The following is a 26,048-nucleotide window of genomic DNA, read 5'->3' as shown; positions in this document are numbered from 1 at the left end:
GTGCCGGTGAAGCTGCCCGGCGCCGGACGCCGTTGAATGGAAGCGGCCCGATTCCAGTCTGTATGGACATGGAACACGACTCGCAGCGGCGCAACGATTCGGACTCCACCCGGCGTTCCGGCTCGTCGTCCAGCGATTCGCGCCCCGCATTCCCCGAGCCCAGGGTGGCACACCCCGCCGCATCCGACCCGGGAACCTGGCCCGCCGGCGTGCAGTGGGTGTCCATCGGACCGCACCTCATTCGAGCCGCCCGCCGCAACCATGGTCCTCTGATCCCTCGACCCCGTTGCCTCCCTGCCGTGGCCCTGGCACTCGTGTGGATCTCCACCGTCCCTGCTGCCCCACCCTCAACCACGCGCGTCGAGGAGCTGGCCACGTGGTTGCCCGCCCACCCCACGGGCGTGGGCCGGCCCATCAGCGATCGTCCCGCGTGGACCACCTTGGCGGAAAAGCCCCAGTGGCGCGATCTCATCCGGGAAGCCGAGTCCCTCGCCCAATCGGGTCTGCCCGAACAACCGGACGAGTTGTACCTGGACTTCTCACGCACCGGAAACCGCGACCGCTGGCAGCGCGTGGCCTTCGCCCGCCGCGGCAGGGTCGCCACCTTCACCCTGGCCGAAGCACTGGAAAACCGTGGCCGGTTCCTTCCTCCCTTGGAAGAGACGTTGAACGCCCTCTGTGCGGAACGCACCTGGGTATACCCGGCCCATGACAGGTCGCTCCGCAATTTCCGCGGGGAAATCGTGGAAATGGATCTGGGCTCCACGGCCCTGAGCTGGGACATGGCCACCGCCCTCTGGCTGTTGGGCGACAAACTTTCACCCGAGACCCGGGCGCGGGTCCGCGACAACCTCGAACGCCGCACCCTGCGGCCCTTCCGGGCCATGATCGAGGGCCGCCAACCGGAAGCCTTCTGGCTTCGGGCGACCCATAACTGGAACGCCGTCTGCCTGGCCGGCACCGTGGGTACCGCACTGGCCGTCGTCGAATCCCCGCGCGACCGCGCGTGGTTCGTCGCCGCCGCCGAGGACCATATCCGCTTCTTCCTTCGCGGGTTCACCCCTGACGGCTACTGCAGTGAGGGTCTCGGCTACTGGAACTACGGGTTCGGCCACTTCACCTGGCTGGGAGAGATGTTGCGCCTGGCCACCGGTGGTCGTCTGGACCTGCTGGCCCTACCCGAGGCACGCATGCCCGCGCTCTTCCCCTGGCGGGCCGAAATCCTGAACGGTGTCTATCCCAGCATCTCCGATTGTTCGCCCGGCACACGACCGGACGCGCGTGTGGTGCAGGTCCTGGCCCAACGGCTCCACCTGCCGCTGCCGGGCGGCGTGCAGGCCGGTGAACCCGGACCGGGACACGCCCTGGCCATCACCGTGTTGTCCGCCTTCCTCCCACGGCCACTCCCCGCCCTTTCCACCCAACCGGACGCGTTTCAGCCGGACCCGCTGCGGACCTGGTTCGAAAACGCCGGCGTCCTGATTTGCCGACCTCCGGAGGGACAACCACCGTTTGCCGCCTGCCTCAAGGGCGGTCACAACGCCGAACACCACAACCACAACGACGTCGGAAGCTTCAGCGTCGTCGTCGGATCCACCATGGTCCTCTGCGACCCCGGCGCAGAGGTCTACACCGCCCGCACCTTCAGTTCCCGCCGCTACGAAAGTCGCGTGCTCAATTCCTACGGCCACAGCGTGCCCGTCGTGGACGGACAGCTCCAACAAACGGGCGCCTCCGCCCGCGCGCAGTTGGTGGAAGTCTCCCTCGGACCGGAAGAGGACCGGCTGGTCTTCGACCTGACACGCGCCTACAAAGTCGAGGGGCTGACCCGGCTCCTGCGCACCTTTGTCTTCCGCCGGGGGCCACACCCCGCCCTGACGGTTACCGACTCCTGGCAGGCCACCCGGCCGGTGACGTTCGAATCCGCGCTGATCACATGGTCGCCCTGGTCACGGACCACCCACCAACTGCGCGTGGGCGACGAGCACGCAGCCGTGCGCGTCACACTGAACACCCACGGCGCCGAGTACACCGTCTCCGACGAAATCCTCCAGGAAGACGTCCGCACGCGCGAAAAACCCCGTCGCCTCGCGGTTCGACTGCATCAACCCACCGGGGCCGGCCGGCTGCAGACGACGATCGAACCCCTTCCACGCTGAGCCGGGGGCAACCTGTTCGCATGCCCCGCCCCGCCGACAAGACGGCCGGCGCCGCACTTCGATCCCGCCCCCTTCAAACGCCGCGCTCGTCCACCACCCGATTGCCCTCGCCCAACACAATGACCCTGGGCTTCCAATCCCGCGCACGGTCCTCGTCCACCCAGGTGTAGCTCATGATGGTCAGCCGGTCGCCCGGTTTGCCCAAATGCGCCGTGGCCCCGTTGAGAATGATGGCACGAGACCCCCGCGGCGCCGGGATCGCGTAGGTCTCGAACCGCTCCCCGTTGGCCAGGTTGCCACACAAGATCTTCTCATACGGCAGCAGTCCAACCCGGTCCATCAGGTCCTGGTCAATCCCCAGACTCCCCTCGTAGTCCACGTTCCCGGCGGTCACCGCCGCCCGATGAATCTTGGATTTCAACAACAAGACTTGCATAGGCCTCGGCGACCGGCCCCGGCAAACCCGCTGGATCATTGCGCCGGATCGCCCTCCCGCAAGCCCAATATAAAAACCACACGCCGCGATTCAATGCCGCGCACGCCCCACCCCGGGCTCGGTCGGACCGGCCGATTCATGGGCGTCCCTTCTCCACGGCACGAGATTTCTGGAACTTTTCGAGCTTGGGACGGATCACAAACTGGCAGTAGGCCTGCTCCGGGTTCTTGCGGAAGTAATCCTGATGATAAGCCTCGGCCGGATAAAACCTTTCCAACGGGACAATCTCCGTCACAATCGGTCGCGAAAACCTCCGCGCAGCTTCGGCCCGGGACTTTTCAGCCGCCCGCCGCTGTGCCTCGTTCACATACAAAATGATGGACCGATACTGTGGGCCGACATCGTTCCCCTGCCGGTTCGGCGTCGTGGGATCGTGCGCCTCCCAAAACGCCTCCAACAGGTCCTCGTACCGGATCCGATTCGGATCGTACTCAATGCGAATCACCTCGGCATGGCCGGTCGTGCCAGTGCAAACCTGCTTGTACGTCGGGTTCGGCACATGCCCCCCGGCATACCCGCTGGTCACCGACACCACCCCCGGCAGCGTCTCGAACAACGCCTCCATGCACCAGAAACAACCCCCGCCCAACACGGCAATTTCCCGCCCGGGCGCAGGATCCGCCCCGGACGCCGCTGAATGATTGGATGGATCCATCGCCATCGATTTCACGCTGCCCAGTGCGAGGACACCCGCCGCCAGCCAGCGCAGGAACGTCCCCGCCCGGGATCGGGCTGCATACCGAATCATTTCCCCTCACTCTAGCTCGAAAACCCGGCCGCCGCCAACCCCGCCCCCGCGGATGCCCAAAACGCGGGCCGGTCCCCTCCCCCCTCTGAATGACCGGCACCTGACGCCCCAGGCACCCCGCCGGTCCGACAGCCACGCCCGGGCAACCGCGCCCGGAACGTGCCCCACCTGCCCACGAAAACCGCCACCAAACCGGTTTGGGCCCGCCACAGACTCCCCCTCCCGCCTTGCCACCGCGAAGTCGGACTGGTCTAATGCCCGCCGTGCTTTCGCAGCAGACCATCAAACGTTCCGTCAGCTTTTCGGGCGTGGGTCTTCACAGCGGCAATCGTGTCACCATGACCCTGGTACCCGCGCCCGCGGGGCATGGCATCCGTTTCCGGCGCGTGGATCTGGAGGCGCGTCCCGAAATCGAGGCGCGCATTGAAAACGTGGTGGACACGCAACGTTCCACCACACTGGGCAAGGGCTCGGTGCGCATCCATACCGTGGAACACGTGCTGGCCGCACTGAGCGGCTGCGGCGTGGACAACGTGGTGGTGGAACTGGACGCCAACGAGCCGCCCATTGCCGACGGCAGCGCACGGGAATACTGCAGGCTCATTCATTCCGCCGGTCTGCAGGTCCAGGACGCACCCCGCCAACCCTACGCCGTCACCGAACCCCTGGCGCTGCAGATGGGTGACACCCTCATGCATCTGATCCCGGCCCCCGAATTCCGCATCACCTGCACCAGCGCAGACAAGGCCGGCCGTTACACCCAGTTCTTTTCCCTGGTGATCACCCCCGACTCCTGGGAACGCGAACTGGCCCACGCCCGCACCTTCTGTTTCTTCGAAGAGATCGAGTACCTGATCAAAAACGGTCTCATCAAGGGCGGCAGCCTGGAAAACGCCGTGGTCATCCGGGACGACGCCGTGCTCACCACCGAGCCGTTGCGTTACCCGGACGAGTTCGTCCGCCACAAAATGCTCGACATCGTGGGCGACCTGGCCCTGTTCGGACGGCCCATCCTCGGTCATCTCGTGGCCGTGCGCCCCAGTCACACCGCCAACTGCGAGCTGGTCCGCCAATTGGACGCGCGCTGTCGCCGGGCCAACATGCCCGCGTTCGCACCCCCGCCGGCCCCTGCCGCCCAAGCCGCCTCGCAGCCCCCGCCACCGCACGATCCGGTCCTGGACGCGTGCGTGCTCGACGTCTCCGAGATCATGAAGCTCATCCCCCACCGGTACCCCTTCCTCTTGGTGGACCGTATCGCACGGCTGGAGCCCGAACGCATCATTGGCATCAAAAACGTCACCATCAACGAGCCGTTCTTCCAGGGGCATTTCCCCGGCCACCCCATCTTCCCGGGCGTCCTGCAGTTGGAAGCCATCGCCCAGGTGGCCGGCGTCCTCATGCGCAAGCGCTTCGCCGACAAACCACAGATCGCCTACTTCATGTCGGCCGAGGAGGTCAAATGGCGCAAACCGGTCCTGCCGGGTGACACACTCGTCATCGAAGTGGACCTGCTCAAGGCACGGGGCAAGGTCGGCAAGGCCCGCGGAACCTGCAAGGTCCGCGGCGAGGTGGTGAGCGAAGCGGTGGTCACCTTCATGCTGATGGACGCCTGAAACGCGACCCGAGGCAACCGTTTTCCATCATGTCGATCCACCCCACCGCCGTCATCCACCCGAACGCCCGCATCGGACGCGACTGCGTCATCGGCCCCTACTGCGTGATCGGCGAACACGTCGAACTGGGTGACCGCTGCCGCTTGCATTCCCACGTGGTCATTGACGGTCACACCCGGCTCGGCTGCGACAACGAAATCTACCCCTTCGCCTCCATCGGACTGCGCACCCAGGACCTGAAATGGCAGGGCGGCATCACCCGGGTCCTCATCGGCGACCGCAACACCTTCCGCGAGGGCGTCACCGTCCACAGCGCCACCCACGACGGCGGCGCCACCATCATCGGCTCCGACAATCACATCCTCGCCTACTGCCACATCGCCCACGACTGCGTGCTCGGCAATCGTATCGTCATGTCCAGCTACGCCGGCCTGGCCGGACACGTCCAGGTGGAGGATCAGGCCGTCCTGGCCGGGTACGCCGCCGTGCACCAGTTCTGTCGCATCGGTCGCCTGGCCATGGTGGGGGGATGCTCCAAGGTGGTCCAGGACGTGCCGCCCTTCATGCTGGCCGACGGCAGCCCCGCTCAAACCGTCACCATCAACAAGGTCGGCCTCGAACGTGCCGGAATTTCAGAGGAGATCCAGTCCGCCCTGCGCCAGGCACACAAGCTCCTGTTCCGCAGCGGCCTGAGCCTCCCCAACGCGCTGGCCCGCATCGAATCGGAACTGCCCCCTTTCCCGGAACTGAAACACCTGGTGGCCTTCATCCGGACCAGCACCCGAGGAATCAGCCGGTGAACCTCGTCCGCCGCCGCGCCCGAAGCCAAGCCCGAAACCGGCCCTCCGCGGGCCGGCCCACCCAAATTGTGACCTTCCAGCCGTGAACACGCTGCAGCGCTACCTTCTCGGCCAGGTCGTCGCGGCCTTTTGCATGGCCGTGCTGGTGTTCGTGTTCGTGCTCCTGCTGGGCAACGTGCTCCGGGAAGTCCTCACCCTGCTGGTCCGACACGAGGTCCGTCCCGCGCTCGTTTTGGAGGCGCTGGGATTCCTGCTGCCCTACGTGGCACCGTTTGCCCTGCCCATGGGCATCCTGACCGCCACCCTCCTGGTTTTCGGCCGCTTCAGCGCCGATCAGGAACTCACCGCCGCCCGGGCCGGCGGCTTCAGCCTCACCGGCCTGGCCGCCCCCATCCTGGCCTTCGGCCTTCTCCTCAGTCTCCTCTCCGTGGCCATCAACGCCGAGTGGGCCCCGCGCAGCCGCGTGGCGTACAAGGCCGTCCTGGCACAGGTCGGACTGCAAATGGCCGGCAACCTGATCCCCGAACAACAGTACATCCATGATTTCCCCGGCCTGGTGCTCTACGTCGGCAAACACACCCGGGACAGACTGGAAGAAATCCTGCTCTGGAAACTCGACGCCCAGGACCGCGCCGAATTCCGCCTCCGGGCCGAGACCGGCCGTCTGCTGATCGAAGACGGCGGGGACCGCCTCCGCCTGGAACTCCACGACGTGGTCGCCGCCCGCCGGGGTTCGGAAGGCTGGCTCCCCGCCGGTTACGCACGAACCCTGGTCTATGAACTGACCCCGCCCAACCGCGAGGGACCGCGTCGGCCCAAACTCAGCGAAATGACCTGGCGCCAGTTGCGTCAGGAACTCGACCTGCGCAGACAACAGGGCGTGGACATCACCCCCGTGCGCGTCCAGCTCCACCAACGCGTGGCCTTCGGGTTCGCCTGCTTCTCCTTCTGTCTGGTGGGCATCCCCCTGGGGGCGCGACTGCACCGGCGCGAAACCAACGTCAGTGTCGGCATCGCCCTGGCCTTGGTGGCACTCTACTTCAGCTTCCTCCTGCTGGCCGGCGCATGGGACACCCGGCCCGAATGGCATCCCCATCTGGTGGTTTGGTTGCCAAACCTTCTCTTTCAGGCCGCCGGGGCCTGGCTCCTTTGGCGCGCCGATCACGGCCCCTGACCCCCGGCCCCCAAAAAACCGGCTATAGTACCCGCCCCGACCTGCCGATAACCCACACGAGAACGGATTTGGCGCGGTCGTCCGGAACCGCGACACGCGCCCCGACGCCGGAAACAGCGACCCAGGCCGAAACACAGTCCGCACGTGACTTCGGCCCGGTCCCCGTATGCACGGCGCGGGGTGCCCGCGCGTTCCCGGCGTCCCTCCGGCAAGACAGTGCGGTCATGGCCACAGCGACGACACTCAGCCAGGGCGAGATCGCCCAGTTGATGCAGACGATTGAGATGTTCGAGGTGATCGCTCAATCGCAGCCCCTCGACTATCAATCGCTCGAAATCCTCAAGGAAGCCTACGCCAAACTCGGCCAGGAAGAAGAAGTCGTCCGAACCTCCAAACGCATCGCCGAGGCGTACGTCCAACTGGGCCAGTTCTCCTCCGCCATCCTCGAGTACGAGAGCATCCTCCAGAGACACCCCGAGGACGAAGAAGTCCGCGCCGCCCTCCGCGAGATCGAGGCCCGCGCCGCCAGCCTGGCCGCACCCGGCGGCACTTCCACCGACACCACGTTCGCCACCGACCAGGCCGTCGCCCCCCCGGCCGCCCCCACACCGGCCGTCACCCACACCGTCCCGGTCGAAGACGGCCGCTCCGCCATGCGCAAGATCTTCGTGGACGGCCGCGTCATTGCGCCGTCCGACTTCGACGCCTGCTGGCCCGTGCCCGACCTCGCCCAGACCCCGCCCGAACCCGTGCCACCCTTCATCCACGTCCTCCACGAAAAGGGACTGGTGCCCGTCGAGCGCTCCCTCAAACTCCTGGTGGACCGCGCCCGCATGGCCTTCCTCCCCCTCGACCGCTACGACGTCGACATCGACCTCACCCGGCGTTTCCCCGCCGCCCTGTGCCGGCGCTGGTGCATCCTGCCGTTCGACACCCTGGGCCGCTGCCTCCTGGCGGCCACCGCCAACCCCTTCAATCAGCAGGCCGTGCGCGAGCTGAGCGCCCTCTGGCCCCAACGCATCCAGTGGTACCTGGCCACCCCCGCCGACCTGCTGAAATACCTGCGCACCGCCTTCCGTTGATCTGCCATGCCGCCGATCAAGACATTCGGAGAACGCATCGCCGACGCGCTGGTCGAGGACGGCCTGCTCACCTCCGAGCAGGTCGCCGAATTGATGGAAATCCAGCGCAAGGAGGGCACGCGGCTCGTCAAGCTCATCCAGGACAAGGGCTGCGTCGGCGAAACGGACCTCATCGTTTCGATGGGCCGCGTCCTCAACGTCCCGCCCGTCAACCTCGCCCGACTCACCATCCCACTCGAGGTGGCCGAACTCCTCCCGCGCGACCTGGCCCAAAATCACAAGGTCATCCCCATCGCCCGACTCGAGGACAAACTCTTCGTGGCGATGGCCGACCCGCTCAACGTCCTGGCACTGGACGACATCAAACGCACCACCAGACTCGATGTCCAACCCCTGATCGCCCCCGAACGCGCCATCCTGGACAAACTCAGCAGCCTGGACGCCGCCAAAAGCGGCAGCATCGAGCAGTTCATCCAGGACACCCAAAAGGCCGAGGCCGAGGCCGAAGCCGACGAAGTCGAGGTCGCCCGCGACGCCGTCGAAGAGGTCAACCTCGACCAACTGGCCGCCTCCAGCGAGGAAGCCCCGGTCATCAAACTGGCCAACCTCATCCTCGTGCAGGGAATCAAGGAACGCGCCAGCGACATCCACCTCGAACCGTTCGAAAAAACCGTCCGCCTGCGCTACCGCATCGACGGCGTGCTGCACGACGTCACCCCGCCGCCCAAGAGCATGTACCTGCCGCTGGTCTCCCGCTTCAAAATCATGTCCAACCTGGACATCGCCGAGCGGCGCCTCCCCCAGGACGGCCGCATGCGCGTCCGCGTCGGCGGCCGCGACTACGACCTGCGCGTCTCCATCCTGCCCACCGTCCACGGCGAAAAAATCGTCCTCCGCGTGCTCGACAAGTCGAACCTCTCCGGCAGCCTCGACCAATTGGGACTCGATCCCGATACCTACCAGCGGGTCAAGGCCGCCGTGGACGCCCCCCACGGCCTCCTGCTGGTCACCGGCCCCACCGGCTCCGGCAAAACCACCACCCTCTACTCCGCCCTCAACGAACTCAACAACCCCATGTACAACATCATCACCGTCGAGGACCCCGTCGAATTCCAAATCCCCGGCATCAACCAGGTCCCCGTCCGAAAGGAAATCGGACTCACCTTCGCCAACGCCCTCCGCTCCATCCTCCGCCAGGACCCCGACATCATCATGATCGGCGAAATCCGCGATACCGAAACCGCCGAGATCGCCATCGAGGCCGCCCTCACCGGGCATCAGGTCCTCTCCACCATGCACTGCAACGACGCCGCCGGCGCCATCACCCGCCTCGATGAAATGGGCATCGCCCCCTTCCTCATCTCCTCCTCCGTCATCCTCTCCTGTGCCCAGCGGCTCATGCGCAAAATCTGTTCACACTGCAAGGAGCCCGTCTCCTACCCGGCCAAAATGTTCCAAGACCTCCAGATCGATCCCGCCCTCTTCGAGGGCGTCACCCTCTACCGTGGCCGCGGCTGCGAACGCTGCCGCAATTCCGGTTACGCCGGTCGCATGGCCATCATCGAGGCCATGACCGTCACCGACGAAATCCGCAGGCTCATCATCGCCCGCGCCAATTCGCACGAAATCACACAGGTCGCCATCCGCCAGGGCATGAAAACGCTCCGTATGGTCGCCCTGGACCGCGCTCGCGAGGGCCTTTCGACTCTCGAACAGGTCCTGGTGCTCACCATGTCACACTGACCGCACCCGCTCCGAACAACCGGGGATCGGCCCTACCCGGCCGTCCCGTGATGCGCCACCCAGGTCAGGCGCAACCCTTCCAGGGTCAGATCCGGACACAGCGCCCGAATCCGACGGATGCGTCCGGCCATCAGCTCCGCATAACCGCCGGTGACCACCACCGGCAGCCGCCGAACCCTCAACTCCTTCCGGATCCGTTCCAGGATCGCCTCCACCAAACCCGGATACCCGTAATACGCACCCGCCAGCATGGCCTCCTCCGTACTCCGCCCCACCACACGCGTGCACCGGCGCAACCGAATCCGCGGCAACAGCGCCGTCCGTTCGTGCAAATACTCCGTCATGGCAGCCAGGCCCGGCGCAATCACGCCCCCCACGTAACATCCCCGCCCGTCCACCACATCGAACGTCACCGCCGTCCCGAAATCCACCACAACCACCGGCGCCCCAAACCTGTGGCGGGCCGCCACCGCATTCGCCAGCCGATCAGCCCCGATCGTCTCCGGACGCGGATAATCCAGCTCCAGCCCGCGCAGCGTCGCCGCGTTCAATTCCAGCGGCCGCAACCCCCAGCACCGCCGCACGACCGCCCGCACCCGCGGCGTCACCCGCGGCACCACGCTGGCCAACACCGCACCGTCAATCCGGCGCCGCCCGACCCAGCGTCCCAGTTCACGCCCGGCCCGGCCGGTCCACCAGTCCCGCGTCCGCACCTCCGTCTGCCGCACCACGCGATCCCCGCCCGCCAGGCCGATGTGCGTGTGCGTGTTCCCAATGTCGATCAACAACACCATCCCCGACTTCTCATCCCCGCCCGGGGCGCCCCCACACTACCCGGCTCACCCAGAATCTCAAGCAGCACCCGCACCAACGCCGCCAAGGGAATGCAACCGGCCCGACCCGCCCCCCGCATCAGCCCCCCCGAATTGAGCGCAAACCGGATCTCCCCGGTCGTAACCTTGCAGCAGCACGAGGACGGCACCGCCGTTCGATCCGTGGACCGGCCGGCAGAAGCAGGGCCACCGACCGTTCCCGGCTGAAGCTCCGGCATGCCGGACGCCGGTGGTCTCGACCCGCCGCGCCCACACCGGCCCGCACCGGCGGCAGGAAAGCCTCCTCTCGCTGTCGCCCACTTTTGAATGGACAAACAGACTGCCGCTTCGGTCTAGTGATGCACCGTTCGAAAACACCGCGCCAAGAATCGCTGAACCGCATGGGTACCAACAAGCCAACCGGCAGCAAAACCGGCACGAGCCAGCCGTCGCCCGCCCCGGCCGCGGCACCCGCCGCGACCCGGCCGGCCATGCCGCCGCTGTTCCGTCGGGTGGACTGGCTCACCTTCGCCCTCACCGCTCTCACGGTCTTCATCGCTTACCTCTGGACCCTGGCGCCCGACCTGACCTTGGAGGACTGCGGCGAACTGGCCGTGGCCAGTTACTACGCCGGCATCCCCCACCCGCCCGGCTATCCCGTCTGGACGCTCTACACCTGGCTCTGGACCCACCTGCCCTGGTCCAACATTGCCTGGCGTGTGGCCCTGGCCAGCGCCTTTGCCGGAGCCCTGGCTTGCGGATTCCTGGGGCTGCTGGTCTCCCGCGGCAGCAGCATGCTCATGGAAGGCCTGGAAGAGCTTCGGGCCATGACCGGCCGATGGGAAAGCGCCATCTGCATGGTCTCGGGCTTCGTCGCCGGCGGCCTCCTCGGGTTCAACGGCTTCATGTGGAGCCAGTCCGTCATCGTGGAGGTCTACTCCCTCAGTGTGCTCTCGCTGGTGCTGGTCATGCTCTTCCTCCTGCGGTGGATTTACGCCCCCGAGCAATGGCGGTACCTCTACTGGGCCTTCTTCATGTTCGGGATCTGCTTCACCAACCACCAGTCCCTCCTGGTGGCCGCCATGGGCATCGAAGTCGCCATCATCGCCGCCCGACCGGCCCTGGGACGCGACTTCGTCCTGGCCAACAGCATCGTCTACCTCCTCGGCCTGCTGGCCTACGCCATGGGCAAGCTCCCCACCTTCCAAAGCCCGCCCGGCCAGCTCAACATGATGTTCGTCATCTTCAACATGGTCGGACTGGGCTCGCTGGCCACACTGGGCTGGCTCTACGCCAAGACCTCCAAACTGGGGACCTATTGGAGGCCGGTGCTGATCTGCGGACTGCTCTTCTTCCTGGGCGTTTCGTTCTACCTCTACATGCCCATCGCCGGCATGGCCAACCCGCCCATGCAGTGGGGTTACCCCCGCACCGAGGAAGGCTTCTGGCACGCCCTGACACGCGGACAGTACGAAAAGGCCAACCCCACCAACTTCCTCACCGACCCGCTGCGCTTCCTCATGCAACTGGGGATGCTGATCGAGGGCGTGGCCGACGAGTTCAGCTGGGTCTTCATGTTCATCGCCATCGTCCCCTTCCTCTTCCTGCGGCGCATGCAACAGCGCGAACGCGCCTGGATCATCGGCGTCACCGCCATCTACCTCTGCCTGGGTGTCCTCCTGATGATCCTCCTCAACCCTCCGCCCGATCGCGCCGCCCGCGAGCTCATCCGCGTCTTCTTCACCGCCTCGCACGTCTGCGTGGCCCTGCTGGTCGGATACGGCCTGACCCTCATCGCCGCCTACATGGCCACCCACTTCGCCGCCTTCCGCACCCGCGGTCTCTGGGGCGGTGCCATCGCCTTCGCCCTGGCCGTCATGTCCCTGAGCTTCCGCATCGAGGAACTGTTCGGAGGCGAACCGGGCACGGGACCCATCCGGCTCTTCTTCACCGGCATCGCCCGGGCCTTTGAACCGGATCAATACGGCCTGCCCATCTACGCCGGCCTCATGCTGGTGGGCATGACCGTGGCCTTCATCGGCGCTTGCGCCTGGTACCGGCAACGCGCCCCCCTGGCCATCACCCTGGCCATGTTCGCCCTCATGCCCGCCTATTCGTTCATGAACAACTGGTTCGAAAACGAGCAGCGCGGCCACCTCTTCGGTTACTGGTTCGGTCACGACATGTTCTGCCCGCCCTTCGTCGGACCGGACGGCAAACTCACCTACGACCGTCAACTGCGCGCCCAGTACCTCAAGGACCCCGAAAAAAGCAAATTCGTCTACCCGGAAATGGCGCGAAACGCCGTCCTCTACGGAGGGACCGACCCCGGCCGTTTCTGCCCCACCTACACCATCTTTTGCGAAAGTTTCATCCCCCCGCGATGCAAACCGCGCGACCCCGACTTCGACCGCCGCGATGTCTACATCATCACCCAGAACGCCCTGGCGGACGGCACCTACCTCATGTACATCCGCGCTCACTACAACAAAAGCGAACAGGTCAAGTACGACACACCATTCTTTCAAGAACTGTTCCGCACCGAGGAAGAGTCCCGCCTGAACTACCGGACCAATCTGCTGGCCCGACTGGCCTGCATGCTTCTGGACCGGCCCCTCACCGCCCTGGGCGACGCCATCGAAAAACGTCGGCGCACCGGGACCTCCTACTTCAAAACTGAAGACTTCCTGCCCGGTTTCGTGGAAAAACTTCGCGCCCAGGCCGATCCGGTCTCGGCCTTTCTCTACACGAACCTGAGCGAACGGACCCGCCGGAGCCTGGCCCAAAACCCGGATCTCAAAGCCCTGGCACGGGATCTCAATGCCATCATCGAACGCGATTACAACGCCATGCGCGAACTCGGAAAGCTCCGCGCCCAAAAAGCCGCTCTGGAAGATCGCCTGCTGGGCCTGACACACTCCGAACACCAGAAACGCCGGCTCGAATCCCTGCGCCAGCGAATCGCCGCCCTCGAAAGCCTGGAGCCCCTCTATACCCCACAGCGCTTTGCCCATGTCCAGCTCTCCGACCACGTGCGCAAATTCATCCAACAAAACCCCCGCCTGCACACCCGCATCCGTCTGAACCGGCTCCTCCTCGAGGAGGCCTACCCGGGTCTGCTGGCCCGCAGCAAGGGCGGTCTCTATCCCGATCTCGAGATCTACATCGCCACGCCCGATGATTCCCAACGCTGTTTCAACCAGTACATCGAGGATGCCGCGCGCCGCCTCCGGCTCAACCAACTCAAACCCGGAGAGAACGTCTCCCTCGTCGGAAGCGGGCCCGATCAAAAGGTCCAGGTCTCCGGCCAGGTCTCGGTCATGGCCATCAACGGGCTCATCGCCAAGGTCATGTTCGATAAAAACCCGGACCACGAGTTCTATGTGGAGGAAAGCTTCCCCCTCGACTGGATGTACCCGCATCTCGTGCCCTTCGGCATCATCATGAAGGTCAACCGCGAGCCGCTGCCCGAGCTGAGCGAGGAAATCCTCGCACGCGATCACCATTTCTGGTCGCACTACTCAGAACGGCTGATCGGCAACTGGATCACCTACGACACACCCGTCAAAGAAATCGTCGAATGGGCCGAAAGGGTCTACCTGCGCCGCAACTTCGCCGGGTTCAAGGGCGATCCCAAATTCGCCCGCGACGATCAGGCCCAGAAATCCTTCTCCAAACTGCGCAGCTCCATCGCCGGCGTCTACGCCTGGCGGGTCGCCGAGGCCAACGCCAAACTGGCCCAGCTCCAGGCCAACCCGCTGCCCGATCGCGCCGCACAACAGGCCCAGATCGCACACTGGACCGCCGTCCGCGATCGCATGGTTCGTGAGGCCGATTTCGCCTTTCGGCAGGCGTTCGCCTTCTGCCCCTACAGCCCGGAAGCCGTCTTCCGCTACTGCCAGCTCCTCATCTCCCTCCAACGCTACGAGGACGCCTACCTCATCGCCGAGACCTGCCGGAAACTCGACCCCTACAACGAGCAGGTAACCGACCTGGCCCGACGGCTCCGCACAGTCCGGGATGCCGGGCACACCGCCCAACTCCCCGGTGTGCCCAACCTCGCCGCCATGGAGCGTACGCTCGCCACCAACCCGGCCGACTACCAAAACGCTCTCGACCTGGCCGCCACCTACCTCTCCCTCGGACAGAGCAATCGGGCCTTCGAAATCTTCGACAACATCGTCCGCAATCCCCAGGCCCCGGCCGGCGCCATCCTCGCTGTCGCCCAGGCCTATGTCTCCCTCGGTGAGTACCCCCGACTCGAAACCGCCCTCGAACGGCTCGTCCAAATCAACCCCGCCCATCCCGAGGCCTGGTACGACCTGGCCGCCATGAAAGCCATCCTCCAGAAAACCGCCGAGGCCATCCCCGCACTCCGCCGCGCCTTCGAACTCAGCGACGCCCGCCTGCGAACCAACCCCGGCGCTTCCAACCTGCGCGCACTGGCCCGACAAGATCCCCGGTTCAGGCCGCTCAACCAGAACCCCGCCTTCCAAAAGCTCCTGGAGGCCACACCGCCCTGAGACCCTCTCAAAGTCCCCCACCAGCAGCCGGTCCCCTGATCAGCCGGCCGGATTCCCCAAGCCCACCGCCACGCCCGGTAGACACCGGCCACACCCCATCGGTCCGGGCCTGCCCGACCCGGGATTGCCGCAGCATTCCACTCTTCGCTAAAGTGCACAGGCCATGAGTGACATTCCGAAAGCCTACGACCCACGGGCGGTGGAACCCAAATGGTACGCCACCTGGGAACAAAGCGGGTTTTTTACGGCCGACCCGGCCTCCCCCAAACCCGCCTATTCCATCGTCATCCCGCCGCCCAATGTCACCGGCGTGCTGCACATGGGCCACGTGCTCAACAACACCATCCAGGACATCCTGGCCCGCAAGGCACGCATGGAAGGGTGCGAGGTCCTCTGGCTGCCCGGCACCGACCACGCCGGCATCGCCACCCAGGCCGTCGTGGAAAAAACCCTCCGGAAACAGGGAATCATGAAACACCGCGAGGAGCTCGGGCGCGAAAAATTCCTCGAACACGTCTGGGCCTGGAAGGAAAAACACGGCAACATCATCATCCAACAACTCAAACGCCTCGGTTGCTCCTGCGATTGGTCCCGGCTCCGCTTCACCATGGACCCGGACTACTCCCGCTGCGTCCAGAAGGTGTTTGTCGCCCTCTTCCGCGACGGCCTCATCTACCGCGGCCTGCGCATGGTCAACTGGGACCCCGCCGCACGCACCGCCCTCTCCGACGAGGAGGTCGAATGGGTCGAGGAAAAAAGCCACCTCTGGCACATCCGGTACCCCCTCCTCGATGACCGGGACCAACCTCTGCCAGACCGCCACCTCGTCGTGGCCACCACGCGGCCCGAAACCATGCTCGGCGACGAGGCCGTCGCCGTGCACCCGCACGACGAACGCTACCGCGCCCTGGTGGGCCGGCGCGTCCTCCTGCCCCTGCGCAACAAGTCCATCCCCATCGTCGCCGACGAAGCCGTGGACCCCGAGTTCGGCACCGGCTGCGTCAAGGTCACCCCGGCCCACGACCCGGCCGACTACGAAATCGCCCTCCGCCACAACCTGCCCTTCACCGTGGTCATCGGTCCGGACGGCCGCATGACCGCCGAGGCAGGCGACGGATTTGCAGGCCTCGACCGCACCGAGGCACGCAAGGCCGTCGTCACTCACCTCGAAAAACTCGGGTTCCTCGTCAAAACCGAGGACTACACCCACCGCGTCGGCTACAGCCAGCGCAGTCACGTCCCCATCGAACCCCGGCTCAGCGAACAGTGGTTCCTTCGCTATCCGGAGGTCGAACGCGCCCGCCAGGTCGTCGAACAGGGGCAAATCCGTTTCCACCCCGAACGCTGGGTCAAAACCTACACCCACTGGCTCACCCACCTGAAAGACTGGTGCATCAGCCGCCAGCTCTGGTGGGGCCACCGCATCCCCGTCTGGAGCCGCACCTTCCCCGACGAAGGCGCCCTCCGAAACGCCGAAGCCCACCTGCCGGCAGACGACCCCGAAACCGCCTGGCGCCGGAACGATCTCACCCTCGTCGTCGCCACCTCCAACCCCTCCCTCCAAGAACAACTCTCCTCCGCCGGTTGGTCACAAGATCCGGACGTGCTCGACACCTGGTTCAGCTCCTGGCTCTGGCCCTTCGCCACCATGGGATGGACCGGCCAACCCGACCTGGACCGCCAAAACCCCACCCTCCGGCGATTCTATCCCACGACCGACCTGGTCACCGGCCCGGACATCATCTTCTTCTGGGTCGCCCGCATGATCATGGCCGGCCTCCGCTTCATGAACGACGTGCCCTTCCGCAACGTCTATTTCACCGGCATCATCCGCGACAAGCTCGGCCGCAAAATGAGCAAGAGCCTCGGCAACTCACCCGACCCGCTCGAGCTCATGGACCGTTACGGCGCAGACGCCCTCCGCTTCGGCACCATGCGCAGCGCCCCGCTCGGTCAGGACGTCCTCTTCGACGAAAAAGACGTCGAACTGGGCCGCAACTTCTGCAACAAACTCTGGAACGCCTGCCGCTTCCGCCAGCTCCAGGGTACCCCGTCCGCATCCACCCCACAGCCCGATCCTGCCCTCCTCACCGCGGACGACCGCTGGATCCTGATCAAACTCGACACCGCCATCCGCGAAATCCACGACGCGTTCGCCCAGTACCGCTTCAGCGAAGTCACCCAAACCCTCTACCGCTTCTTCTGGAGCGAATACTGCGACTGGTACGTCGAGGCCGCCAAAGCCGTGCTGCAGGGCGGTGACCCCCGCCAGAAAGAAAACACCCTCGCAGTCATCGACTTCGTCCTCGAACACACCCTCCGCCTCTTCCACCCCTTCCTGCCCCACATCACCGAGGAACTCTGGCACGGCATGGGCTTCGCCACACGCTGCGAACCGGAGCGCGGCGGTCGCACCATCCTCTTCGCCCCCTGGCCCCGGCCACTGCCCGACGAACTCCGACAACGCTTCCGCCTCGACGACGCCATCCACGAATTCGTCAACGCCCGGTACGCCCTCGTCACCGAGGGCCGTAACCTCCGCCGCCTGGCCGGTGTCCCCGCCAATCGCAAGGTCCGGTTCATCCTCAAACCCGCGCGCGAACTCGACTCCCACGACCTCCGCGTGCTCCAGCTCCTGCTCCAGGCCGAGACCGTCGAACTCGACCCCGCAGCCGAGCCCCGACGCGGCACCCCCACCTGCCGGACGGCCCTCGGCGACCTTTACCTGCCGTTGGAAGGCTTGGTGGACGTCGCCGCCGAAACCGCGCGCCTCACCCGCGAGCTCGAAAAAATCCTGAACGAAATCAGCCGCTTGGAACAACGCCTCAACGACCCGCAGTTCCAAGCCAAGGCCCCGCCGCACGTCCTGCAGGAACACCAACGACGCCTGGCCGAATGGCGGGACAAGGCCGAACACACCCGCTCCGCATTGGAAGTCCTCCAGAGCTGATCCCCCAACCACCGCCCATTCGTGCCGCGACAAGCCTTCCACGCCGGTGCCCCACCGAACCGGCCTGAGAACTCTCCGCCCCCGCCCCGGGCAGCTCACTCGCCCACGTAATGCGCCACCACCACCCGCCGGTGCGGCTCCCGGCGATGCTCCCAAACGTAAATCCCCTGCCACGTACCCAGCACCATCCGACCCCCACAAACCGGTATGCTCAGGTTCACGGCCGTCAGCGCCGTGCGCACGTGCGCCGGCATGTCGTCCGGCCCCTCCAACGTGTGCCGGAACAACGGATCCCCATCCGGCACCAACCGCGCAAAAAATCGTTCGAGATCCCGGCGCACCTCCGGATCGGCGTTCTCCTGGATCAACAGCGAGGCCGACGTGTGCTGGATGTGCAGCGTCACGACGCCGTCACGCACGCCGGCCTCACGCAACCACGACGCCACCTCGCGCGTAATCTCGTAAAAACCGCGCCCGCGGGTCGCTACCGCAAATTCCCGCATGACCTGCCGCAACTGACTCATGAAATTCGCCTCCGAACCTGTGAACCTTCCAACCAATCCGTGTCCCCGTCGGGCTGCTTCAAATGCCCGCCCCCCGAGTCAACGCCCTCCACGAAAAATGGAGCCCGCCGCGGTCGTCCCCTCCGCTCGGGCCCGAACAAGGAAAGAAAACCACCGCGCGCCGCAGGTCTCCGGCACACCACAACCAACCGCCCCGTCGGCCGTCACGCCGCCGCTCCGCCGCGGCGAGGCCGCACCAGAATCGCCTTCAGCTCAGACCCCTCCACCTCCACGCTGGAGGTTTCCACCGTGGGATCATCCTTGAGCGCCTGATGAACCACCCAGCGTTCGAAGGCGTTCATGGGTTCCAGCTCCACAATGTCCCCCCAGCGACGCACCTTTTCCGCCGCCTCACGCGCCTTCCGCACCAGGGCCTCCCGCGCCTGGGCACGATACCCGCCGACGTCCACCGTGACCTTTGGCGCCTGCGGATCCTGCTGATGAAGCAGGCGGTTGGTCAAATACTGCAGGTCCGACAGCACCTGCCCCTGCCGCCCGATCAGCCGGCCGGCGTCCGGTGTCTGCACCTCCAGGAAGGTCCCCTCCGGCAGGCGATGTTCGACGACCGTGGCCTCGAACCCCAACAGGTTCAGCAGGCGTTCCAATGTCGCTTTGGCGTCGGCTGGCATATCGTTCTCACGCGCCGCGCATCCCGGCTCCGCGGACGGCCCGCATCCCTCCCGTTCACACCCGGCCCTCAGACCCGTGCCGCAGCGGATCGCTTTACCGGCGTTTCTTGGGCGGAATCGTCTTGGGCGCTTGAGGCGCCGGCACAGGCTCCGACTCCATGGCCCGCGTCAGTTTGATCTGCAAGATGCTTAGCAGGTTCTGCACCGTCCAGTAAAGCGTCAACCCGGCGGAAAAATGATAGAGGAACACCAGGAACATCAGCGGCATCCACCGCATCAGCCGCTGCTGCACAGGGTCCATCCCCGGCGAGGGCGGCGTCAGATGCGACTGCCACAACATCGTGGCACCCATGATCAGCGGCAACAGATTCACCGGAAACCCGCCCAGATAAAACAGCGTGTCCGGCCTCGACAAATCCGCCACCCAGAGAAAGCGCGCGCCCCGCAACTCAATGGCACTCCGAATCATGTAAAAAAACCCGATGAACACCGGCATCTGCAACAGCATCGGCAGGCATCCGCTCATCGGATTGATTCGGTGCTCCTTCCAAAATTCCATCATCTTCTTGTTCAGCTTGGCCGGATCGTCCTTGTACTTCTCCTGGAGCGCCTTCATCTGCGGTTGCAACGCCGCCATGCGTTTCATCGAACGCATGCTGGCCTGTGTCAGCGGCCAGAACAGGACCTTGATGATCACCGTGATGGCAATGATGGCCCAGCCGTAGGACAACCCCACCACGTCGTGCAGCCAGTTCATGGACAGCAGCAGGGCCTTCGAAAAAAACCCGAAGAACCCCCCGTAGCCCATCACCAGGTCCACCTCGTTTTCAAAACGACTGGCCACACGCGCCAGCGTCCGATACTCCTTCGGCCCCGCATACAGGTGCCATTCCTCCTCCCACGTGCCGCCGGGTGCCAGAGAGCGTCCCGGATACACCAGGGCCGTCAGACAACCCTGCGGCAGCGCACGCGCACGCGCCGGCGCGTCCACGGCTTCAAACGGAGGCAGCTCCACCCGGCGCGCCACCACCTGCCACGCCGGCTGCCGCGGCATCGCCACCAGGGCAAAAAACCGGTTCTGCGCCGCCGCCCAAACCACGTTGCTCTCCCCCGCGCGGTACTCGGCCCGCGGTCGCGGCCGCGCCAGCCCCAGACACGACAGAAATCCCCGGTTTTCGAACCACGAAACCAGCGTCTCGTGCGTGTCCTCTCCGTCGAACCACATCAACCCCACCTGGTGTCCGTCGTCATCAATCCCCATCGGCGCGGCCGTACCCACCACCCATTCCTGCACCGGAACCGTCACAGGGGCATCCCCCTCGTTGACGAACCGGACCCGCACCCGCACCAGGTAGTTGCCGCCCGGCTCGAACTCCTTGATGATCCGCACCCCGTTGCTCAGGACCTTCTCCGCACGAATCGTCGAACCGGCCTGTTCGAGCCGAAACCGGCCGTCCTCCACCCACCGCGGATCGCCCAGCAACGCCAGCACCGGCACCGGCGCCCCTCCATTCAGTTCCGCCACCTCGTTCGTGTGCCCGTTTACCCGAACCCGACGGCCCGCCGTCTCCGGGTACTTCAGCAGCTCCACCCTCTGCAACCCGCCCCCGCGCGAGGTGAACGTGTATCGGGCGTCCCCCACCGTGACCACCAAGCTCTCCTCCTGGCCCTCCGCCGGAGGCAGCAGCAACGACAGCACATGCCCCGCCTCCTTCACCACCGGCGGCGCCCCCGTCACCGCCATCAGCGACTCGGCGGGGACGTTCGTGGAAACGGTCTCAACCAGCGTGGCAGGCGGAGCACCCGTCTCGGCCGGTCCCTCCGCTGGTCGCGGAAGCGGCGGATACAACCGCGCCACGATGGCCGGCCAGGTCGCCAGCAGCCCCAGACAAATCACCAGAATGATCAGCGACTTTCGATCCATGAAACCTTATGTCCTCGCCCCATCCTCACACGCCCGGGTTCATCCCAGCCTGCCCGCCCCCGCCGCAGACGACGAATGGCCGCCGCACCCGCAGGGATCCGCCGGGGCGCCACCGTGCCCGGCCCACCGTGAGCCTTCACCGCACTGCCGCGAGCGGGAGGGACCGTCCGCCCAGTCTGCCGGCACCGGATCCCACCCGCTCCCTCCCCACGGATGGCACCGGGCCAGCCGCCGCAGCGCAAGCCAGCCCCCCCGCCGGACGCCAAACCGTTGAACCGCCTCGGCCGCATAAACCGAGCACGTCGGCCGGTACCGGCACCCCCACCCCGGACCGCAAATCACCGACAACAATGGGGACACCCACCACTGATACCCCCGCAAAATTCCCAGCACGATTCGCCGCCCGAACTGCATCACCGTTCACCACCCCCGTCCCAGGCCGGAGACCCGCTCGACCCCGTGCCGACACTCCCGTCGTCCCGTCCTCCACCCGCCGAACGCAACAACCCGGCCCGCCCCAGGATCTGCAGAAAATCGGCCTCGACCTCCTGATACCGCTTGCCCACGATCGAAGGCCGCGCCACCAAAACCAGGTCCACCGGCGACTTCAGATCCCACTGATGCAACCGGAACACCTCGCGCAACAACCGCCGCGCCCGGTTCCGCACCGTGGAATCGCCCACCTTCCGCCCCACCACCACCCCTACACGCGAGCATGACCGCCCGGGCGCCTCCAACCAGTTGGCAATCAAACAGCCCAACGCCATCCGACGGCCCTCGGCACGCAGCCGCGCAAAGTCCCGACCCAGCTTCAACCGCTGGTCCTTGCGAAGCCGGTACCGACGCCTTTCCGCCCTCATCCGGCATCACACCGGCGTCAGGCGTTTGCGTCCTTTCCGACGGCGACGGCGCAGAATGTCGCGCCCGCCCTTGGTGGCCATGCGGGCCCGAAACCCGTACTGCCGCTTCCGGCAAATCTTCGATGGCTGATACGTTCGCTTCATAACCGCGTCTCCTCAAACCCAGCCGGCCGGGTGGCCCCGCAACAGGCGCGGCCGCGTGAAACCCAGGCCCCGGACCGGAGTCCAACAGGCTATCCGCGGCGCCCGGCCTGTCAAGCAACCCCGCCCGGTGCCACACCGCTCCCACGCGCCCCACTCCCCGTCACTCGACTCGCCCCACCCCCAGACACCCACCCGACGCCGCGTCGCAAAAAATCCTCACGCGCGGATGCAACCAGAGAAACGACACGGGAAACCAGCTCGTCACCACCCGTTCCCGCCAGAAACGCCACAACACCGCCTCCTTGGAAGGCCCGCAAACCAGCAACACAATTTCACGTGACGCCAGAATGTCACCCATCCCCAGGCTCAAACCCCATCTCACCCTCTTCCACGCAGATCCCAGCATGGGATGCCTGCGCATTCCCGCGCTCAATATCACGACGTGCGGCCCCGGTTGAACAGCCGGACCCGGCTCCATCATGGCCAGGTGACCATCCGCCCCAACCCCCAACAGACAAAGATCCATCGGCCCGTGCAACGCCAGCCAGCGCGCCATCCGCCGGCATTCGGCCTCCGGCGTATCCGTCATGCCGTTCCATCCCGCGTACCGCCTCCTCGACACACCCAGCGGACCCAGTAAACGATCCCACAAATAGCGCTCGTTCGATCCCTCCTCCCCCGGGGCCAACCCGCCCCATTCGTCCAGCTCCACCCAACGCACCCGCCGGAACAAACCAGGTCTGCCCCGACCGATCCGAACCAGTTCCTCGTACAGCCCCAGAGGTGATGCACCCGTGGTCAGCCCGATCACTGCGTCCGGCCGGGCACGAACCACCGCCACCACCCGCCGGGCCGCCAACCGCGACATCCGGGCCGCATCGCTGCAGACCCGAACCTCGGGCTCGTTCGACACCATCCGGGCCCGCGCCCGCCTCAACCAGGACCCCAAACCGGCGCACTTCCCGTCGCCCGACCGATCGTTTCCGGTTCTCATACCTTCATCGTGCCGAACGCTCCCTCTCCACGTCCACACCGGTCCCTGCCCCATCCAACGAGGCCGCGTCGCCACCCCACCAAAGCCGCGCCCTACCTCCCGCCCCGTACCGGGGTGCACCCAAGGGGCCGGCACCCGGCCCACCGGATCCGACCCCGGCACTACGAGGCACCGCCGCCGGGCTGGGACCATGCCCGTTCATCCATGGCCTGCGCCGATGACACCCCCGCCATCACCGGCGCCGGCCGTCTCACAAACCACCAGCAGATCGCAAACATCAACGTACACGACACCCCCAGCACATGCAGGATCTGAACCGGACTGGCGTGAAACACCAGCAACCCGGCCACGTACACGAACGCCAGCCCCACCAGCCACGGCACCACCCGGTAATCGCTCCGGGCCAGCAGATGATTCACCAGCACGTTGGCCAGCGCCAGCGGCACCATCGCCGCAGCATACCACGGCAGGATCGCCATCGTCGGCCGCACGTACTCAGGCGTGTAAACGAATCGAATCAGCCACGGCCCCACCACACACAGTCCCACGCCCGACACACCCACCAACACCGCGGTGCTGACCAACGTCATCGCCAGGAGATTGCCGTCCTCACCCCGCACCGTGCTCCGGACCACCTTTGGAAACATCACCGCCGCCAAGGGCCCCACCAACCAGATCAAGCCCCGCGCAAACGTGCCCGCACTGGCGTACCAGGCGGTCTCCCCCGGGAACCACCATTTCACGAAAACCGTGTCCGCACTGAAAAGAAACAGCGTCACGCCAAACCCGAGAAACAACGGCAAGGTCTGGCGCAACAGCGCCCGCGCGGCCAGCGGCTCAGCCGGCCCCGTCCAGATCCCCCGGCTCTGCCACAACCCCACCAGCACGGACGCCACCACACCGACCAGGGCCGCCGTCATGATGCTCGTGGCCTCCGGTCGCCAAAACCACACCAACAACAAGGCCGTCCCCACACGGACCACCGCGTTCGCCAGCATCGAAATGCCCAACCACAGAAAATTCTGCGCCCCCTGCAACATCCCCCACACCACCGGCATCCACAGACACCCCAGCATCAGCAGCAACGTCACCCAGATCGCCGCCGGGTCCGAAATCGTCAGTTTCCGGCTCAGGAAAGGTTCCAGCACCACCACCACCGTGGCTCCCACCGCCCAGGCCAGCGTCAACCAACCCCACAAACCCCGAATCTTCCCCGCCAACAACCGAAAGCGGGCCAGCGCCAGATCGGCCGCCGTCTGCTGGGCCACCACCATCTGCAAAGGAATCGCCGGGATCAACACTGTCAGCGTCAACAACGTCACAGCCGTGGCGTACTCCGACGGGGGAATCAGCTTGGCCAGAAAATGAACCCCCAACATCACCACCCCGGTGACCAGGTTCACCACCATCAGCCAGCTGCTCTGCCGGAAAAAGGTCGCCCGGTCCGAAGCCACCGAATCCAACCCCGCGCCGTGTCCTCGCCCCTCGCTCATGTGCATCATCCCCTCACCACGTTCAGGGCAATCCCTCGAGCAAAGCCGCCAACTGCCGGCAGGCCGTCTCCACCTGGGCCACGCTCACCCATTCATCCCGTGTGTGCGCCTGGGCCACGTCCCCCGGACCATGGACCACCGCCGGCATGCCTCCCGCGGCCAGAACGGCCGCGTCGCAGAAAAAGTGCGCCCCCTCGGCCCGTGCCTGCCCCACCACGTCGAAAAACCGCCGCACCCACGGATGCGAAGCGTCCGTCTCCAGCGGCGGGCAATCAGCCCTTTGCATGCATTCCACCCGCACCCGCAACCCGTGACGCCGCAGGCAGGACCGGACCTCCCGCAACACGGCATCCGCTTTCTCTCCCGGCACCAGGCGCCGATCCACCTCCGCCCAGGCCTCGTCCGGAACAATGTTGGGCTGCCGTCCCCCGCCGATCCGGCCCACCGAAAGCGTCGGCCGCCCCACCAACGGATGCACCCGCTGCGCCAAAGCCCGCGCGTACTGCCCTTCCAACACCGTCACCGCCCGCGCCAGCGCAGTCACCGCGCTGCGGCCCAGCCAGGGCGTCGAAGCATGCGCCGCCCGACCCTCCAACACCAAGCGCAGCCACAACACCCCTTTGTGCGCCGTCACCACCCGCAGTCCCGTCGGTTCGCCCACCACCGCCAGGTCCACCCTCCACCCCTGCCGGGCCAGCCGGCGCGAACCCGCCTGGCCGTACTCCTCGTCCACCAACGCCGCCAGGATCACCTCCGTGCCGGCCGGCCGCCGCCCCCGCCGCGCGGCCTCCGTCAACACCCACAACATCGCCGCCAGCGACCCCTTGGTATCGCATGCACCCCGGCCATGGAGCCGATCTCCCTTCCGCCGCGGCCGCAACTGGCGCTCATCCGACACCGTGACCGTGTCCATGTGCGGCGCCCAAACCAACCGGTGCCTCACCCGCCCGCGCGGCGTCAGGCGCACCAAAACATTCTCGCGGTCTCCCAGCACCCGTTGCCGTTCCGTCTCCAGTCCCGCTGCACGCGCCCGCTGTTCCACATACTCGGCCACCCGTTGTTCGCCTGCGTGCCGATCACCCGGCGGTACAAACGCCGGGTTCACACTCGGCAGCTCCACCAGCTCCGCCAGCCATTGGATCACGCGCGACATGGCCCCCCACTGTAGGCAGGGACCTCCCAACGGCCAAGCCCGCTCGCCACGCTACGAGAGCCCGAGCTCCCCCTCCCGCAGGCAGCGTCATCACACGCCGCCCTTCCACGCGCTTCAGAGACGCCGCCCCACACCCGGAGCCCCTCGCGCAAAACTGCAAGCCAAAGAGCCGCCCCCCGGCCCGGAAC

Annotated in this window: 20 protein-coding genes; 8 read left to right on the top strand and 12 right to left on the bottom strand. The window is 66.1% G+C overall.

The window, feature by feature from the left end; translation table 11 throughout:
* The first annotated feature begins 299 nt into the window (after positions 1-299).
* Entirely contained in the window at positions 300-2,159 is a 1,860-nt protein-coding gene (locus tag ACPDIX_RS13985; RefSeq protein ID WP_423432420.1) for a heparinase, read from the top strand.
* Between the two features lie 73 nt (positions 2,160-2,232).
* On the opposite strand, the gene panD is transcribed toward ACPDIX_RS13985, so the two are convergent.
* Entirely contained in the window at positions 2,233-2,595 is a 363-nt protein-coding gene (gene panD, locus ACPDIX_RS13980) for an aspartate 1-decarboxylase (RefSeq protein WP_423432419.1), read from the bottom strand.
* Positions 2,596-2,731: 136 nt separating this feature from the next.
* Entirely contained in the window at positions 2,732-3,310 is a 579-nt protein-coding gene (gene msrA, locus ACPDIX_RS13975; RefSeq protein ID WP_423432453.1) for a peptide-methionine (S)-S-oxide reductase MsrA, read from the bottom strand.
* A 347-nt stretch (positions 3,311-3,657) separates the two neighbouring features.
* On the opposite strand from msrA, the gene ACPDIX_RS13970 reads away from it, so the two are divergent.
* The 5 genes from ACPDIX_RS13970 (at position 3,658) to ACPDIX_RS13950 (ending at position 9,815) form a co-directional block, all read left to right on the top strand.
* Positions 3,658-5,016 (top strand): bifunctional UDP-3-O-[3-hydroxymyristoyl] N-acetylglucosamine deacetylase/3-hydroxyacyl-ACP dehydratase, encoded by a 1,359-nt coding sequence (locus ACPDIX_RS13970; protein ID WP_423432418.1) that lies wholly within the window; start codon positions 3,658-3,660, stop codon positions 5,014-5,016.
* A gap of 29 nt (positions 5,017-5,045) precedes the next feature.
* The gene (lpxA, locus tag ACPDIX_RS13965; RefSeq protein WP_423432417.1) at positions 5,046-5,816 is read left to right on the top strand and encodes an acyl-ACP--UDP-N-acetylglucosamine O-acyltransferase; all 771 of its coding nucleotides are present in this window, start codon (positions 5,046-5,048) and stop codon (positions 5,814-5,816) included.
* Between the two features lie 82 nt (positions 5,817-5,898).
* A complete protein-coding gene (locus ACPDIX_RS13960; protein WP_423432416.1) occupies positions 5,899-6,990 on the top strand; it encodes an LptF/LptG family permease in 1,092 nt (363 codons plus the stop codon).
* A gap of 224 nt (positions 6,991-7,214) precedes the next feature.
* Positions 7,215-8,072, top strand: coding sequence for a hypothetical protein (locus ACPDIX_RS13955; protein ID WP_423432415.1), 858 nt, complete (start codon positions 7,215-7,217; stop codon positions 8,070-8,072).
* A 6-nt stretch (positions 8,073-8,078) separates the two neighbouring features.
* Positions 8,079-9,815, top strand: a complete 1,737-nt coding sequence (locus tag ACPDIX_RS13950; RefSeq protein ID WP_423432414.1) for a GspE/PulE family protein — start codon at positions 8,079-8,081, stop codon at positions 9,813-9,815.
* A 32-nt stretch (positions 9,816-9,847) separates the two neighbouring features.
* Here the strand turns inward: ACPDIX_RS13950 and ACPDIX_RS13945 are convergent, their stop codons facing one another.
* Entirely contained in the window at positions 9,848-10,609 is a 762-nt protein-coding gene (locus tag ACPDIX_RS13945; protein WP_423432413.1) for a type III pantothenate kinase, read from the bottom strand.
* A gap of 419 nt (positions 10,610-11,028) precedes the next feature.
* On the opposite strand from ACPDIX_RS13945, the gene ACPDIX_RS13940 reads away from it, so the two are divergent.
* A complete protein-coding gene (locus ACPDIX_RS13940; protein WP_423432412.1) occupies positions 11,029-15,150 on the top strand; it encodes a protein O-mannosyl-transferase family in 4,122 nt (1,373 codons plus the stop codon).
* Positions 15,151-15,313: 163 nt separating this feature from the next.
* Positions 15,314-18,100: a valine--tRNA ligase gene (locus tag ACPDIX_RS13935; protein WP_423432411.1), complete on the top strand. Its 2,787-nt coding sequence runs from the start codon at positions 15,314-15,316 to the stop codon at positions 18,098-18,100.
* Between the two features lie 95 nt (positions 18,101-18,195).
* Here the strand turns inward: ACPDIX_RS13935 and ACPDIX_RS13930 are convergent, their stop codons facing one another.
* From ACPDIX_RS13930 to ACPDIX_RS13890, 9 genes are all read right to left on the bottom strand, one after another.
* Positions 18,196-18,624: a secondary thiamine-phosphate synthase enzyme YjbQ gene (locus ACPDIX_RS13930; protein ID WP_423432410.1), complete on the bottom strand. Its 429-nt coding sequence runs from the start codon at positions 18,622-18,624 to the stop codon at positions 18,196-18,198.
* Between the two features lie 203 nt (positions 18,625-18,827).
* Entirely contained in the window at positions 18,828-19,292 is a 465-nt protein-coding gene (locus ACPDIX_RS13925) for a protein jag (protein ID WP_423432409.1), read from the bottom strand.
* Positions 19,293-19,386: 94 nt separating this feature from the next.
* Complete coding sequence (gene yidC, locus ACPDIX_RS13920) at positions 19,387-21,216, bottom strand: membrane protein insertase YidC (protein ID WP_423432408.1); 1,830 nt, start codon at positions 21,214-21,216, stop codon at positions 19,387-19,389.
* Between the two features lie 39 nt (positions 21,217-21,255).
* A complete protein-coding gene (yidD, locus tag ACPDIX_RS13915) occupies positions 21,256-21,630 on the bottom strand; it encodes a membrane protein insertion efficiency factor YidD (RefSeq protein WP_423432407.1) in 375 nt (124 codons plus the stop codon).
* Positions 21,630-22,076 carry a ribonuclease P protein component gene (gene rnpA / locus ACPDIX_RS13910; protein WP_423432406.1) on the bottom strand — a complete coding sequence of 149 codons (447 nt, stop codon included), beginning with the start codon at positions 22,074-22,076 and terminating at the stop codon, positions 21,630-21,632. Before rnpA ends, yidD begins: the two co-directional genes overlap by 1 nt.
* A gap of 6 nt (positions 22,077-22,082) precedes the next feature.
* Entirely contained in the window at positions 22,083-22,220 is a 138-nt protein-coding gene (rpmH, locus tag ACPDIX_RS13905; protein ID WP_423432405.1) for a 50S ribosomal protein L34, read from the bottom strand.
* A gap of 160 nt (positions 22,221-22,380) precedes the next feature.
* Complete coding sequence (locus tag ACPDIX_RS13900; RefSeq protein WP_423432404.1) at positions 22,381-23,214, bottom strand: 6-phosphogluconolactonase; 834 nt, start codon at positions 23,212-23,214, stop codon at positions 22,381-22,383.
* A 161-nt stretch (positions 23,215-23,375) separates the two neighbouring features.
* Positions 23,376-24,707 (bottom strand): lipopolysaccharide biosynthesis protein, encoded by a 1,332-nt coding sequence (locus tag ACPDIX_RS13895; RefSeq protein ID WP_423432403.1) that lies wholly within the window; start codon positions 24,705-24,707, stop codon positions 23,376-23,378.
* 22 nt (positions 24,708-24,729) lie between these two features.
* Positions 24,730-25,860 carry a M20 family metallopeptidase gene (locus ACPDIX_RS13890; RefSeq protein ID WP_423432402.1) on the bottom strand — a complete coding sequence of 377 codons (1,131 nt, stop codon included), beginning with the start codon at positions 25,858-25,860 and terminating at the stop codon, positions 24,730-24,732.
* Positions 25,861-26,048: the final 188 nt, after the last annotated feature.

Source organism: Limisphaera sp. 4302-co (assembly GCF_049537155.1).
Lineage (GTDB): Bacteria > Verrucomicrobiota > Verrucomicrobiia > Limisphaerales > Limisphaeraceae > Limisphaera.
This window is presented reverse-complemented; position numbering and strand designations above follow the sequence as displayed.

Excerpts from the sequence above, each read along its gene's own strand:
- ACPDIX_RS13940 (WP_423432412.1), top strand. The coding sequence starts at position 11,029 with ATGGGTACCAACAAGCCAACCGGCAGCAAAACCGGCACGAGCCAGCCG.
- ACPDIX_RS13970 (WP_423432418.1), top strand. The coding sequence starts at position 3,658 with ATGCCCGCCGTGCTTTCGCAGCAGACCATCAAACGTTCCGTCAGCTTT.
- ACPDIX_RS13890 (WP_423432402.1), bottom strand. The coding sequence starts at position 25,860 with ATGTCGCGCGTGATCCAATGGCTGGCGGAGCTGGTGGAGCTGCCGAGT.
- ACPDIX_RS13925 (WP_423432409.1), bottom strand. The coding sequence starts at position 19,292 with ATGCCAGCCGACGCCAAAGCGACATTGGAACGCCTGCTGAACCTGTTG.
- rnpA (WP_423432406.1), bottom strand. The coding sequence starts at position 22,076 with ATGAGGGCGGAAAGGCGTCGGTACCGGCTTCGCAAGGACCAGCGGTTG.
- lpxA (WP_423432417.1), top strand. The coding sequence starts at position 5,046 with ATGTCGATCCACCCCACCGCCGTCATCCACCCGAACGCCCGCATCGGA.
- yidC (WP_423432408.1), bottom strand. The coding sequence starts at position 21,216 with ATGGATCGAAAGTCGCTGATCATTCTGGTGATTTGTCTGGGGCTGCTG.
- ACPDIX_RS13955 (WP_423432415.1), top strand. The coding sequence starts at position 7,215 with ATGGCCACAGCGACGACACTCAGCCAGGGCGAGATCGCCCAGTTGATG.
- ACPDIX_RS13945 (WP_423432413.1), bottom strand. The coding sequence starts at position 10,609 with ATGGTGTTGTTGATCGACATTGGGAACACGCACACGCACATCGGCCTG.
- ACPDIX_RS13900 (WP_423432404.1), bottom strand. The coding sequence starts at position 23,214 with ATGAGAACCGGAAACGATCGGTCGGGCGACGGGAAGTGCGCCGGTTTG.
- ACPDIX_RS13935 (WP_423432411.1), top strand. The coding sequence starts at position 15,314 with ATGAGTGACATTCCGAAAGCCTACGACCCACGGGCGGTGGAACCCAAA.
- ACPDIX_RS13930 (WP_423432410.1), bottom strand. The coding sequence starts at position 18,624 with ATGAGTCAGTTGCGGCAGGTCATGCGGGAATTTGCGGTAGCGACCCGC.
- rpmH (WP_423432405.1), bottom strand. The coding sequence starts at position 22,220 with ATGAAGCGAACGTATCAGCCATCGAAGATTTGCCGGAAGCGGCAGTAC.
- panD (WP_423432419.1), bottom strand. The coding sequence starts at position 2,595 with ATGCAAGTCTTGTTGTTGAAATCCAAGATTCATCGGGCGGCGGTGACC.
- msrA (WP_423432453.1), bottom strand. The coding sequence starts at position 3,310 with ATGGATCCATCCAATCATTCAGCGGCGTCCGGGGCGGATCCTGCGCCC.
- ACPDIX_RS13895 (WP_423432403.1), bottom strand. The coding sequence starts at position 24,707 with ATGAGCGAGGGGCGAGGACACGGCGCGGGGTTGGATTCGGTGGCTTCG.
- yidD (WP_423432407.1), bottom strand. The coding sequence starts at position 21,630 with ATGCAGTTCGGGCGGCGAATCGTGCTGGGAATTTTGCGGGGGTATCAG.
- ACPDIX_RS13950 (WP_423432414.1), top strand. The coding sequence starts at position 8,079 with ATGCCGCCGATCAAGACATTCGGAGAACGCATCGCCGACGCGCTGGTC.